The sequence below is a fragment of the Saccharopolyspora hattusasensis genome, from assembly GCF_050972075.1.
GTDB lineage: Bacteria > Actinomycetota > Actinomycetes > Mycobacteriales > Pseudonocardiaceae > Saccharopolyspora > Saccharopolyspora hattusasensis.
This window is the reverse complement of record NZ_JBPCDC010000002.1, coordinates 46,073-57,966: the sequence shown is the minus strand read 5'-3', so window position 1 is coordinate 57,966 and position 11,894 is coordinate 46,073. Positions and strand designations below refer to the sequence as shown.

The 11,894-nt window shown below is 68.5% G+C and carries 14 protein-coding genes; 9 read left to right on the top strand and 5 right to left on the bottom strand.

From position 1 onward, the window contains the following. Nucleotides 1-118 precede the first annotated feature (118 nt). Entirely contained in the window at nucleotides 119-904 is a 786-nt protein-coding gene (locus ACRXBZ_RS41915; protein ID WP_433884243.1) for an SDR family oxidoreductase, read from the bottom strand. Between the two features lie 238 nt (nucleotides 905-1,142). On the opposite strand from ACRXBZ_RS41915, the gene ACRXBZ_RS41910 reads away from it, so the two are divergent. From ACRXBZ_RS41910 to ACRXBZ_RS41880, 7 genes are all read left to right on the top strand, one after another. Beyond that, nucleotides 1,143-1,946 carry an IclR family transcriptional regulator gene (locus tag ACRXBZ_RS41910; RefSeq protein ID WP_433884242.1) on the top strand — a complete coding sequence of 268 codons (804 nt, stop codon included), beginning with the start codon at nucleotides 1,143-1,145 and terminating at the stop codon, nucleotides 1,944-1,946. A gap of 13 nt (nucleotides 1,947-1,959) precedes the next feature. Further along, nucleotides 1,960-2,835 (top strand): transketolase, encoded by an 876-nt coding sequence (locus ACRXBZ_RS41905; protein WP_433884241.1) that lies wholly within the window; start codon nucleotides 1,960-1,962, stop codon nucleotides 2,833-2,835. After that, a complete protein-coding gene (locus ACRXBZ_RS41900; RefSeq protein WP_433884240.1) occupies nucleotides 2,832-3,869 on the top strand; it encodes a transketolase family protein in 1,038 nt (345 codons plus the stop codon). The genes ACRXBZ_RS41905 and ACRXBZ_RS41900 overlap by 4 nt, the downstream gene beginning before the upstream one ends. Beyond that, on the top strand, nucleotides 3,866-5,005 hold the full coding sequence (locus tag ACRXBZ_RS41895) for a mandelate racemase/muconate lactonizing enzyme family protein (protein WP_433884239.1): 1,140 nt from the start codon (nucleotides 3,866-3,868) through the stop codon (nucleotides 5,003-5,005). Before ACRXBZ_RS41900 ends, ACRXBZ_RS41895 begins: the two co-directional genes overlap by 4 nt. Continuing rightward, nucleotides 5,005-5,298, top strand: coding sequence for a putative quinol monooxygenase (locus ACRXBZ_RS41890; protein ID WP_433884238.1), 294 nt, complete (start codon nucleotides 5,005-5,007; stop codon nucleotides 5,296-5,298). The genes ACRXBZ_RS41895 and ACRXBZ_RS41890 overlap by 1 nt, the downstream gene beginning before the upstream one ends. Continuing rightward, nucleotides 5,295-6,320, top strand: coding sequence for an L-idonate 5-dehydrogenase (locus ACRXBZ_RS41885; protein ID WP_433884237.1), 1,026 nt, complete (start codon nucleotides 5,295-5,297; stop codon nucleotides 6,318-6,320). The genes ACRXBZ_RS41890 and ACRXBZ_RS41885 overlap by 4 nt, the downstream gene beginning before the upstream one ends. 376 nt (nucleotides 6,321-6,696) lie before the next feature. Next, nucleotides 6,697-7,035, top strand: a complete 339-nt coding sequence (locus ACRXBZ_RS41880) for a hypothetical protein (RefSeq protein WP_433884236.1) — start codon at nucleotides 6,697-6,699, stop codon at nucleotides 7,033-7,035. 250 nt (nucleotides 7,036-7,285) lie between these two features. Here ACRXBZ_RS41880 and ACRXBZ_RS41875 read toward each other — a convergent pair whose 3' ends face one another. Beyond that, nucleotides 7,286-8,620 carry a helix-turn-helix domain-containing protein gene (locus tag ACRXBZ_RS41875; protein WP_433884235.1) on the bottom strand — a complete coding sequence of 445 codons (1,335 nt, stop codon included), beginning with the start codon at nucleotides 8,618-8,620 and terminating at the stop codon, nucleotides 7,286-7,288. Nucleotides 8,621-8,810: 190 nt separating this feature from the next. Here ACRXBZ_RS41875 and ACRXBZ_RS41870 point away from each other — a divergent pair, with 190 nt between their 5' ends. Then, on the top strand, nucleotides 8,811-9,263 hold the full coding sequence (locus ACRXBZ_RS41870) for a glycine-rich domain-containing protein (RefSeq protein ID WP_433884234.1): 453 nt from the start codon (nucleotides 8,811-8,813) through the stop codon (nucleotides 9,261-9,263). Between the two features lie 159 nt (nucleotides 9,264-9,422). After that, nucleotides 9,423-10,079 carry a class I SAM-dependent methyltransferase gene (locus tag ACRXBZ_RS41865; RefSeq protein ID WP_433884233.1) on the top strand — a complete coding sequence of 219 codons (657 nt, stop codon included), beginning with the start codon at nucleotides 9,423-9,425 and terminating at the stop codon, nucleotides 10,077-10,079. 509 nt (nucleotides 10,080-10,588) lie between these two features. Here ACRXBZ_RS41865 and ACRXBZ_RS41860 read toward each other — a convergent pair. The 3 genes from ACRXBZ_RS41860 to ACRXBZ_RS41850 form a co-directional block, all read right to left on the bottom strand. Next, nucleotides 10,589-10,879, bottom strand: coding sequence for a type II toxin-antitoxin system RelE family toxin (locus ACRXBZ_RS41860; RefSeq protein WP_433884232.1), 291 nt, complete (start codon nucleotides 10,877-10,879; stop codon nucleotides 10,589-10,591). A gap of 6 nt (nucleotides 10,880-10,885) precedes the next feature. Further along, a complete protein-coding gene (locus ACRXBZ_RS41855; protein WP_433884280.1) occupies nucleotides 10,886-11,128 on the bottom strand; it encodes a hypothetical protein in 243 nt (80 codons plus the stop codon). Nucleotides 11,129-11,533: 405 nt separating this feature from the next. After that, nucleotides 11,534-11,731 carry a hypothetical protein gene (locus ACRXBZ_RS41850; RefSeq protein WP_433884231.1) on the bottom strand — a complete coding sequence of 66 codons (198 nt, stop codon included), beginning with the start codon at nucleotides 11,729-11,731 and terminating at the stop codon, nucleotides 11,534-11,536. Between the last annotated feature and the right edge of the window lie 163 nt (nucleotides 11,732-11,894).

Genomic DNA, 11,894 nt, shown 5'->3' with positions numbered 1-11,894 from the left:
GCCCGTGTGCGAGAGAGGCGGCGATTTCGTGCGAAATCGGCGTTCCAACTCGGGTTCCTCGTATGATGAGTGGTCGAGCGCTCACGGTGATCAATAGCCCGATCAAGGTTCATGGACGCTAGCGGGTCGGTGGTAGCTGGGGAGTGGCCTGCTGGGTGTTGCCGAGGGATTGCAGGCGGGTTGCGACGATGCTGATTTCGGCGATGTTGGCTCGCGGCGGCAGGCTGACGGCGCACAGCGCGGCGTCAGCGACGTCTTCCGGCTGCAGGCACAGTTCCCGCACTTCCTGTGGCGGCGGGGACGGGCGGCGGTCCAGGATGGGCGTGTTCACGATGCCGGGCAGGATGGTGCACACCCGCACTCCGTTGGCGTGCTCGTCGCGGGACGCGCCGCGGGCCAGGCCCAGCAGCGCGGACTTCGAGGCACCGTAGGCGGCGCCGCTGTGATCCGGCCAGTCGGCGGCGATGCTGGAGATCAGCACGACGTCCCCGCTGCGCTCCCGGATCTGGTCCATTGTGGACTTCATGACGGTGAACACGCCGTGCAGGTTGGTGCGGATCACCTCATCGAAGCTTTCGTCGGTCAGCTGGTGGAAACGGCGATCCTTGACGTTCGTGCCGGCCGCGCACACCAGGATGTCGACCGGGTCGCTGCCGGCCAGGTCATCGGCGAGGTGCTGCACGGCGGCGGTGTCGGCGACGTCGACGGCATGCGGCACGAAGCGACCATCGGCCAGGGCATCCGGGGCGACCTGGTCGAGCGCGTCCTTGCGGCGGGCCAGACCGTGGACTCGGGCGCCAGCGTCCAGGAACCGCCGGACGATACCGGCGCCGATTCCGCTGCTGGCGCCGGTGACGAGTGCGACGCGACCGGACAGCACTCCACTGGATCCGGTGGTGGACATGGGACCTCCTTGGTTCGAAAACCCCGCTGAGATGGGCGGAGTCGGTTTCGTCGACGCGCCAGTGCGCCCGTCGGCACGGGCGGTCGGCCGTGGCGAGCTCGGCACGTGGACCATGAGCGGCGTCACAGCGAGGCCTAGTTTCTATCACTCAGTGGACGAGGTGTCCACGTCTTGATAATTTTGGGTCGTTCGTTTTTTAATGGCACGGCCGGGCTCGGAACCGAGCTGGGAGGTATCGATGACCATCAAACAGGCGTCGTCCCAGATGATCAGCAAGATTTCCGCACTGCTGGAAACGCTGGGCGCGCACGACGAGCTGAACGCGACGGAACTGTCCGAACTGCTGGGAGAACCGCGCAGCAGCGTGTACCGGATGTTGCGCAGCCTGGCCGACATCGGCTGGGTCGACGAAGGCACCGCGAAGGGCAGCTGGCGACTGGGATTGCAGTTGTTCCGGTTGAGTTCCGGCGCGGTGCAACGGATGGACGTGCGCCGCATCGCTCGGCCGCACATGGAGCGGCTGAACAAGCTCACCGAACAGACGGTGTTCCTGTGCATCCGCCACGAGTGGAGCGCCGTGTGCATCGAACGCATCGAGGGCCTGCGGGTGGCGAGCCTGGAACTCCAGCTCGGCGGTTCGCTGCCGCTGCAAGTCGGTGCCGCGCCGCAGAGCCTGCTCGCCTACGCCGACCAGGACGTGCTCGACGGCTGGCAGGTGCTGGCCGAGCAGGCCGAGCTGACCGGTTACACGCAGGAAAGCCCGCGAACAGCGGCGGAAGTGCTGCCCAAGCTCGACGAGATTCGCCGGGTCGGCTACTCGCTGTCCGACGGTGACGTCACTCCTGGCGTCGGTGCCATCGGAGCCCCGTTGTACGACCACTCCGGCGAGGTCCGGGCGGCACTGTCGGTCTGCGGGCTGCGCGACTTCATCTTCCCGTCGGACTCGTCGGTACTGCGGGAGACCCTCGCCACCGCACGGGCGATATCCCGATCGCTGGGCGCCCCGCCGGCGTTGCTGGGTCCAGAAGTGCAAGATTCGTAAGGAGAAGACAGAAATGTCCACATCGGTCACATCGGCCGTTGAGCCGCCGGAGTTGTCCACCGAGGATGTCGCGCGACTCACCGAGCGGGCCCGGTTCGTCCGCACTGAGACGGTTCGGCTAATCGGGATCGCCAAGACCGGCCACTACGCCTCCACGTTCTCCTGCGCGGAGATCTTCGCGGCCCTCTACTACAGCGTGCTCAACCTGCGCGAGGGGGAACCGGACTGGCCGGGGCGCGACCGGTTGCACCTGGGCAAGGGACATGCTGCGGTCGGGTTGTACCCGTTGCTGGCCGACTGGGGATTCTTCGACCCCGCTCTGCTCGACAGCTACACCAGGCTGGGAAATCCGCTCGGCGACCACCCGGACATGACCCAGGTGCCGGGTGTCGATTTCTCCTCGGGCTCCCTCGGGCACGCGTTGTCGACGTCGCTGGGCGCGGCGCTGGCCGGGCGCTGCACCGGGCAGCCGTACACGGTCTTCGCGCTGCTCGGGGACGGGGAGCTGCATGAAGGCCAGATCTGGGAGGCGGCGTTCTCGGCCGCGCACCACCGCGTCGACAACCTCATCGCGATCGTGGACCGAAACCGGTACTCCCTAGATGGGCCGGTCGACGACGTGATCGGACTGGAACCACTGGCCGACAAGTGGCGGGCGTGCAACTGGGACGTGCGCGAGGTCGACGGTCACGACGTCGCCGTCGTCACCCGGTTGCTGCACGAGTTGAAAGCGCGACCTGCGGGGTGCGGTCCGGCCGTGGTCATCGCGCACACGGTCAAGGGCAAGGGCGTGGAGTTCATGGAATCCGAGAACGGCTGGCACCTGGGCTGGCTGGACACCGAAGACGAACACGACGTTTACGCCGAGCTGGCGGGAGGCCTGAAGTGAGCACGGACATCAGCACACCGGCAGCGGTCGCCGACACCCCGCGCAAAGGTGCCCGCGGTGGTTCCTGGCAGCTGACCAACATGCTGGAGCAGGCCCCCGGCCTGGAGGTGCTGGCCGGAACACTCGCGGACCTCGCGGACGAAGGCGTGCCGCTGGCGGTCGGAACAGCCGACCTGAAGTACTCGAACGGCCTGGTGCGCTTCGAGGAACGCCACCCCGACCGGTTCTTCCAGTTCGGCATCTCCGAGCAGAACATGGTGAGCGCGGCAGCGGGCCTGGCCGCCAACGGGCTGCAGACCTACGTCGCAACCTTCGCGAGCTTCCTCGCCCTGCTGTGTGCCGAGCAGATCCGCACCGACCTCGCCTACACCAAGCTGCCGGTGCGTCTGATCGGCCACCACGCGGGATTCCTGCTCGGGTTCTACGGCACCTCGCACCACGCCACCGAAGACCTCGCGATCACCCGCAGCATGGCGAACATGACCGTGCTGGCACCGGCGGACGAGAACCAGCTCGCCGCCCTGCTGCGCGCGACGACCACGCTGGAAGGTCCCGCCTACATCCGCATCGGCCGTGGCCGTGAACCCCAGGTCTACAGCCGGGCCGAGTTGGCCGAGCTGCGCCTCGGCAAGGCCATCGTTGATCGGATCGGCGGCGAACTCACGATCGTGGCGACCGGTTCGATGGTGCACCCGTCGCGGGAGGCGGTGCGCACCCTGCGGGCCGAAGGCCGCGACGTCGGGTTCGTCGACATGCACACCGTCAAGCCGCTGGACTCCGATGCGGTGGCTGCGATCGCGGCCGCCGATGGGACAGTGCTCTCCGTCGAGGAGCACAACGTGATCGGCGGCCTCGGCTCGGCGCTCGCCGAAGTGTTCGCCGAATCCGCGCACCGGCCCCGGTTGATCCGCCACGGCGTGCCGGACTGCTACGCCCCGGTCGGCCCGCCCACCCACCTGTACCGGCACTTCGACCTCGACGCCGTGGGCATCACCCGCCGGGCTCGGGCCGCCCTGGACGGAGGAGAGGCATGAACACCACCATTTCCCGGATCGAGGCCTGGGCCTGCCGGGTTCCGCTGGACAGCCCGATCACCTTCCGGTGGAAGACGATCACGCACCGGGACTACACCGTCGTCCGGGTGCACACGGTGGACGGCGCCCACGGCACCGCGATCGGTTTGAGCCGATCGCTGCCGGTCGACGTGGTGATCGCGGACCTGCTCGCGCCCAACCTGTTCGGCCTGGACGCGCTCGACGTCACCGATGTCGCAGACCAGTTGCAGCGGACCACGTCGACCGGCGACCAGTACGGCATCGTCGCCCCGGCCCGATCGCTGGTGGACATCTGCCTCTGGGACATCCGCGGCAAGGCGCTCGGGGTGCCGGTGTGGCGCCTGCTCGGGGGGAATGCGGCACCGGCCCCGGTCATGCTCGTCGAGGGCTACGAACTGCCGGGCGAGACCGACGAGGCCTTCGCGCGGCGGCTCGCGGACCGGGTCGAGCAGGGTTACCGCACGCTCAAACTGGAAGCCGCAGGTTACGAGGACGTCCGGGTGCTGGCGCGGCGGCTGGAGCTGACCAGGGAACTGGTCGGCGACGACATCGAGCTCGTCGTCGACGTCAACGGCGCTTGGCAGAACGTGCGCGAGGCGGCGGCCGCGATCAACACCTTCGCCCACACCGGACCGGCCTGGGTCGAGGACGCCTTTCCCAAGCATCTCATCGGGCTCACCGAAAGGCTGCGGGAAGCGGTGGACGTGCCGATCGGGGCCGGCGACGAGATCAGCAACCCGAGCACCCTGATCGGGTTGCTGGAGGCCGACGCGGTCGACTACCTGCGGGTGGACCTGACCACCTTAGGCGGGTTCGTTCCCACCAATGACGTGGTCGGGGCGGCACGGCAGCGCGGCGTCCCGATCTCCACGCATGCGCACCCGGTGTTCCACCAGCACCTCTCGGCGGCGTGGTCCACGGTCGCGCACGTCGAGGCGTTCCCGGACGACCGGCCTTTCGAACCATCGCACCGGCTCGCCCGGGAAAGCGTGTATTCCCGCATCGACAGCGGTTTCCTGCCGCCGTCGTCGGAACCCGGAATCGGCCTGGAACTCGACTTGGACTTGGTGACCGCCTGCGCCTACCGTAGCCACGACCTAAAGGGCGAGGTCTGATGAGCATCCCAGTCGTCGCGCGATACCGGGCCGCACCCGGACGCCTGCCGGAAGTGCTCGAACTGCTCGCGGCAGTGGCCCCGCTCAACCGAGCCGAAGACGGTTGCCAACGGTTCGACGTCTTCCACGACGAAACCGACCCGGACGTCATCGTCATCCTGGAGCAGTGGGCCACCGACGACCACATCGCCGCCCACCACGCCTCGCGGCACTTCCAGGACCTCGTGCTCGGCCGGCTCGTCCCGATCCTCGACAGCCGGGAGATCACCCGGCTCAAGGTGGTGTCGGAGTGAAAGCGGTCGTGCTGCACGGAAAACAGGACTTGCGTTGGGAAGAAGTCGAGGAGCCGAGGCCCGGTCCGGCAGAAGTCGTGGTGGCCGTCGACTACGGCGGCATCTGCGGATCGGACCTGCACTACTGGCGGGACGGTTCGGCCGGGACATCGATCCTGCGTGCGCCGCTCGTCCTGGGACATGAGGTGGCGGGCACGGTGGTCGAGCACGGCAGCGAGGCGATCGACGTCGCGATCGGCACGCCGGTCACGATCCACCCGGCGGCCACCTGCCAAGGGTGCGCCGAATGCGCGGCCGGACAGCCCAATTTGTGCTCGGACGCCACGTATTTCGGCAGCGCCGCCCGGCTTCCGCACACCGCGGGAGCGTTCGCGCGGTATCGGGCGGTGCCCCGCGACCAGCTCCGCCTCCTGCCGCCGGGACTGCCGATGCGGCACGGCGCCGTTGCGGAACCACTCGGGGTGGCAGTGCATGCGCTGCACCGAGCCGGTTCAATCCGAGGCCGGTCTGTGCTGGTCAACGGTGCCGGGCCGATCGGTTGCCTGCTCGTGGCGGCGGCTCGTGCGGCGGGCGCGGAGCAGGTCCACGCTGCCGACCTAGCAGCGGAATCGCTGGCCATCGCCCGCGCGATGGGTGCCGACCGCACTGTCCACATTGGTGCGGACGAGTTGCCCCGAGAGGTGGATGTCGTGTTCGAGGCCTCCGGTGCGCCGGCGGCGCTTGGCGGTTGTTTCGACGCGGTGCGTCGCGGCGGGACCGTCGTGCAGGTCGGCAATCTGCCACCCGGCGTGATCAGTGCCGAGCTCGCCTCGCTGGTCACCAAGGAGGTCACCTATGCCGGCAGCTACCGCTTCGTCGACGAGATCACCGACGCCGTTGCCTTGCTGGCCGGCACGATCGATGTGGAGCCGTTGCTGACCCACACCTTCACCCCCGACCGGCTCTCCGAGGCGTTCCACACCGCGCTGGACCGGCGGACCTCCAGCAAGGTGCTGCTCGACTTCACCGACCGAGCCGAGTGAAACGCCCAGCGTTCGTGCGTTGGTGTTCGGCCTCGAACATTCAAGCTCGTCTACCGGGGCGCGTTCGGATTCACCTGCGTCGCCAACCCAGTCACTCGCCCGGTGAGGGATCGAGCACATATGAGTGAACAACCAGCGCGCCGGTTCACGACTGACGAGGTCGAGGCGACCTTCAACCAGGACCCGGCCGAGGTCCGCCGGTGGCTGGAGGAGACTGCCGCGGCGAACCGCCGGCGGTCGAGCACGCCATCCAGAACCTGTACAGCCAAGCGCCCGGCGTCACCCCGCCGGGCGCCTGATCCCCGGCGGCTCAATCCCGACTTTCGTCACCGTGACAATTGAGCAGGGGTAAGCCCTGGCAGCGCACACTGGGCCCATGACCGGCCGATCCCGCCGCCGGCGGCACTGCGCGCAGTGCCGGGCCCCGCTGCCGCGCGGCAGCGGCCCGCAGCGCCGGTTCTGCTCGGCCCGCTGCACCGCCCGCGCCTACCGGGCCCGCCGGCGGCGCGAGCGGATGCTCGACGTCCTGGTGCCGGCTGGCCGCGCGCTGGTCCAGCGCCGCGGTCTGCCCGAGGAACTGCTGTGCCGCGGGTGCGGCGAGCCGATCTACCCCGGGGCTTCCGGGGCTGCGCGCCGATGCACGGCACTGCTCACCCGCCTGCCGGATCCGGGACTGGCGTGCGCGCACCGGCCGCGGGCGTGCGCACGATCATGACGTGCATGCGTTACGCCGCAACGGGTGTGCGTCATGATCACCTCGGGAAAGGGAAGTTCGACCGCTGGCACCGCAGCGACGCTGGGCGCAGGGTGGAACGGCGTCCGAGCGTGAAGTGTTGACGGCGTCGCGCAACAGCTCGTCGATGTAGGTCAGATGCCTGGCGCGCCGAGGTGGTCCAGGTACGGTCGGCGCCTATCTCGTCGAGGATGTCGCTGGTCACAGCGTGAGTGTCATGCCGCGCCGCGCGCTATGTGGTGGCGTGCACGCGCGCGGCGAGGTCGTGCAGGCCCGGCATCCCCGCCTGCCGTGGCGAGCCCAGGAGATCGCCGACGAGGCGGCGGGCGGCACCACGGGTGTGCACCTCCGAGGGAACGACTCGTTCAGCGGCCAGCAGGGCCTTGTACGCCTTGACCGGCTGGCCGTACATGCTCCAGGACTGCGCGATGTCCACCAGAACCCGTGCCTTGCGCTCCCTCGTCGGCAGCGCATCGACCCGGACCCCGCGCGCGTACTCCAGCGCGGTCGCCGCGTCGCCCAGCCTGTGAGCCGCAGAGATCTGGTGGGAGATCACGTGCGCCAGAACCCGCTCCCGGTCCTGGTCAACCGCGATCCGCCGGGCGATCCCGACGGCCTCACGGTAGGCGTCGACCGATCGTTGCCGGTCGCCGCGCACGGCCGCGGCATAGCCTGCGCCGCAGTACAGCATCCCCGCCTCACGCAGAGCCGCCGATGGCGCACTGGCGTGGTTGTCCAAGAGTGTCTGCGCCGCATCCAGGCTCACCCGCAGTGCGTGACCGGCACCGTGGTAGCCGGTCCGCCGGGCCGCAGTCGCTACTGCGCCGCGCGCCGCGGCAAGGATCACCGGGTCATCGCTGGTGGCCGCAGCATGGCTGGCGCGGTCGGCAGCGATCGGCTGCAACCCGCCCACCTCGAGTTTGCCCAGGACCCGTGCGGCCAGCTGATAGGTCTGCGACACCAGCGCGGCCACCGCCGGGGCAGGGTGCTCGCTGTGGGTGTTTTCCGCACTCGCGATCAGCGCGGGCAGCCGGTCGGCCAACGCCTCGTACTGGCAGCACTCGAAATCGGATGTCGCGGCCGTGAGCCCGGCCTGGAGCACGGAGCGTGTGACCGCGGGGCCGGTCGGGGTGCCGTCGATCAGGACGGTCGAGAGCCGTCGCTCCAGTACAGCAGCAGGATCAAGAGCAGAGTCGGCTGCCTGCGCGGAGTGGGGGAAGGCCAGGCCGGTGCCGACCGCGCCGGCCGCGGCGAGGAACGCACGTCGGTCCACCGGATCCTCCTCGGCGTCGGGGGCGACCCGCCACAGCCTAGTGCTGCTGCCGTTGGCAGAACCGGTTTTGCCACCCGCCGTGTCAGCGAGTCCGAACGCCGTCGGTGACATTCCCAGATGCCCGGCGAGGGCGCGCATCACGTCTACATCGCGCAGCGGCACATCGCCGGTTTCCCATCGGGAGATCTTGCTGGCTGAGTAGCCGCACAGCCGCCCGAGCCGGGCCTGCGTCCATCCGCGCGCGACGCGGGCGCGCCGCAGTACCTCGCCTGGATCACGCTGTGATCGCTGCACGACAGCGCCACCTCCACCAGGTGCACGCAAGGAGCCAGCCCACCCACGATCCCGCGATCAGCCGGAAGCACAAGGGATTTGCACGATCTGCACACGATTTTCCGTGTCTGCACGAGAACTTCCGGGCTCCCTGTGGCCTGCGGTTTCGTGGATCACGTACCGCACGCAACCCGTCTGAGGGAGGCTGGTCATGGCAACCGCAGTACTGCACTCGACCCAACAGCAGGTGCGCGATCCGCGGAGCTTCGTCGCTCCGGAAGTCTGGGATCGCGAGATCGCGCTGCTGGTGCGTGACAACCCGTTCGACGTGGTGATGGCCGAGCGCCTGTTCGGGCAGGCGATCGCTTATTTGGTCACGGCAATGGAGAAGTGGGGCCAGGGGCTGGAGATCGGCTGCGGCCAGCTCGTCGACACCGCCGTGCATGCCTTCATCCTCGACACCGTCAACTACCGGCAGTTCTGCTACCGCTACTTCGACGGCAAGTTCCTGGAGCACGTCCCGGAGATCGAGCGTAAGTGCGATGGCTCGGTGCAGCGCACTGCCGGGATCATCCAGGCCAACGGCTTCGCCGTGGACTGGCCGCTGTGGGAGGCCGACTTCACCAAGTGCACACCGTGCCACCCCGGAAGCAACTGCCACTGACTCCCATTTTCCTTCGAGGGGCCCGGAACCAACTGTTATCTGGTTCCGGGCCTCTTCGGCGCGCGGTGAGGATGTCCTCGGCGGGTCGCCCGTTGGTGGTGTGGGCCAAGCGGTAGCGTGACCCAGCCCCGCATCCGGATCCCCGTGAGGCCGCCCATGATGATCATCTCCGACCGCGTTGGCTACTGGGACCACTACGCCGCTGGAGTCGCCGGCCAGGACCAGCAGAAGGCGCTCAAGGAGGCATTCGGCTGGACCCAGTACGAAGGGCACGGACCCGGCGACGAGCTGCTGGGTGACCCGCTCACCGCGCTGGAGCTGGGCAGTGGCCGGGGCAATGCCGTCGCTGCCCTGGCGCTCAAAGGCATCGACACCACCGGCATCGACCTCTCGCCCGGGCAATGCGACGCGGCCGAGCGCTCCTGGGGCACGATCCCCGGAGTCCACTTCGTCCAGGCCGACGTCGTCGAGTTCCTGTCAGCCACCGGTCAGCAGTGGGACGCGATCTACTCGATCTGGGGCGGCGTCTGGTTCACCGACCCCGTAGTGCTGTTGCCGCTGATCCGCGCCCGCCTCACGCAGGGCGGCACGCTCGCGTTCTCGCACGCCCCGGCGGTGCCGGGCAGCTACGGCCTCCAGGGCATGTACGGTAACGGATTCACCGGCCGCCAGGTCTGGATCTACCGCTGGGCCTACGAACCAACCGGATGGGCTGACCTGCTGCGTGAGTACGGCTTCACCGACGTGCATGCCCGCGTCGAGCCCGCGCCCGAACCGGACAACGTCGGCACTCTCATCGTCGAAGCCCGGGCCTAGACCCGGCTCAGTTCCCGCCTGGTCATCAACCCGGCCGCCCAGCACACGAGGACTGCCCATCCCATCGGTGGAGCGCGTCCTGGATCCGTTGCGCTACCTCGGAATCGAGGCCGGGCCGCCGCACCGTGTAGCGCAGGTATTCCTCGGTCCCTTGCAGCAACCCGGACCACGGGTACGTGCACACCATCGCGACGTGCGTTCCCTGAGCCTCGATCGAAGTGCCGTCGGGCGACAGGACCGGACGTCTGGGAGATCGACTGGGAACGCATCGACGGCGGTCCGACCAAGGCCGACGTCGAGGCCGCGATCAACGCCCGCCCCGCGGTGCGCCGCTACCGCTCGGTCCTGCAGCTGCACTCCGCCGCCGGCTCCGCAATCCGGTTCGCCCGCGCCATGCAGGCCGACGTCGGCGCCGACGGCGAGCACGACCTGGGTGATGCCGGAGATGGTCAATCGGCCGCGCTGCCCGAGCCACAGCGGGCCGGGCTGATTGCCGTGGATCCTCCTGATCAGCGGCCGAGGTGGCGGCGCAGGAGCTCGTACACGTCGTCACGGGTGCTGACGGTGACGACGAGGACCACCAGCTGGCCGTCGTCGATCTGGTAGCAGACCCGGTAGTTGCCCACTCGGTACCGGAAGGTCCCGGGGTAGCCGATCAGCGGCCTGAAGCCAGGGCGACGTGGATTGGTGCTGAGCGACTCGATCGCATCCTCGATCGCTTCGGCATCCTTGGGTTGCTTTCGCGCGAGCTTGTCCAGAAACTTGTCGGCATCCCGGAGGATCTCGACTGCGTAGGCCACGCGGGCCTACCGGCGGGTGCGGCGAACGAACGGCACGCGCTCATTGGCGCCAGTGCGCATCCGGGCCAGCGCTTCGCGCACGGCCTCGCCGTCCACCAGTTCCTCGAGATCTTCAAGCAGCTCAGCTGCCGCGGCGGGCACCACGGCCGCGGCCCGGTGACCGTGTTTGGTCAAGTAAGTGGTCTCTCCGGCGAACTCGGCGCGCGAAGTGACAGGGCCCAGCTCGGCGCGGGCTTCGCTCACGGTCATCTCAGCAGCCATGCACAAAATGTACATCTAGTACTTCGGCTAGGGCCAGCGGCAGTATCGAAACGTGACCTGGTGCCCAGCCTTCCGTGGTGCCTCAGCCGGGTAGCGCCCGGCTACGAGCAGGCCCCAGCCCGACCAACACCCACCACCTACGCCCATCGCCCCATCGGATCGCAAGTCACCGAGGCACATCGGCGGCGCAGCTGATTCCCACGGCCTACACCTGATCAAGCGACGAACGCGACCTCGAAACGGCACGGCACTCACTTGGGGCCGTCGCGATGGCAGCCTCAGCGATCGGGGTCAAGATCTGCGTACCGACACCCCCACCTGCCTGTTTCCGCTGGTGGCGGCGGCGATGTGCCTGTCGGTGCACGACGGGTTGCCCGGCATGCTTGTGCTCGCCTACCGTGATTTGCGGCCACGGCCGACGTTGTTGAACGTCATCCACACCGATTTCCCGGCCCGCTTCTTCGGCTTCTTTGCCTGATCAGTCTTCGGTTTGGGCTTCGGCGGGTTCTTCCGGCGTTCCTCTTCCTCGGCTGCCTTCTTGGCTTTCTGGGCGCGGATGTACGCCTCGTCCTCTAACGGTCGTCGGCCCATCACGCCTCCTCTCGGCGCTCGCTGCCCCACGCAGCGACTCGGTAAGGCACAGTTTTACCGGAATCCGCTCACCGCCGAGCAGGCGAACATATCGACATCCTCCCCGGCGACGCCAGCGGCACCGACTACCTCACCACGCACCGCTGACCCCTGCTGAGCTGCG

Bases quoted from the DNA above. Each gene is read 5' to 3' on its own strand.
- ACRXBZ_RS41895 (WP_433884239.1), top strand. From the start codon at position 3,866: ATGAACACCACCATTTCCCGGATCGAGGCCTGGGCCTGCCGGGTTCCG.
- ACRXBZ_RS41915 (WP_433884243.1), bottom strand. From the start codon at position 904: ATGTCCACCACCGGATCCAGTGGAGTGCTGTCCGGTCGCGTCGCACTC.
- ACRXBZ_RS41910 (WP_433884242.1), top strand. From the start codon at position 1,143: ATGACCATCAAACAGGCGTCGTCCCAGATGATCAGCAAGATTTCCGCA.
- ACRXBZ_RS41890 (WP_433884238.1), top strand. From the start codon at position 5,005: ATGAGCATCCCAGTCGTCGCGCGATACCGGGCCGCACCCGGACGCCTG.
- ACRXBZ_RS41905 (WP_433884241.1), top strand. From the start codon at position 1,960: ATGTCCACATCGGTCACATCGGCCGTTGAGCCGCCGGAGTTGTCCACC.
- ACRXBZ_RS41870 (WP_433884234.1), top strand. From the start codon at position 8,811: ATGGCAACCGCAGTACTGCACTCGACCCAACAGCAGGTGCGCGATCCG.
- ACRXBZ_RS41855 (WP_433884280.1), bottom strand. From the start codon at position 11,128: ATGACCGTGAGCGAAGCCCGCGCCGAGCTGGGCCCTGTCACTTCGCGC.
- ACRXBZ_RS41850 (WP_433884231.1), bottom strand. From the start codon at position 11,731: ATGGGCCGACGACCGTTAGAGGACGAGGCGTACATCCGCGCCCAGAAA.
- ACRXBZ_RS41880 (WP_433884236.1), top strand. From the start codon at position 6,697: ATGACCGGCCGATCCCGCCGCCGGCGGCACTGCGCGCAGTGCCGGGCC.
- ACRXBZ_RS41865 (WP_433884233.1), top strand. From the start codon at position 9,423: ATGATCATCTCCGACCGCGTTGGCTACTGGGACCACTACGCCGCTGGA.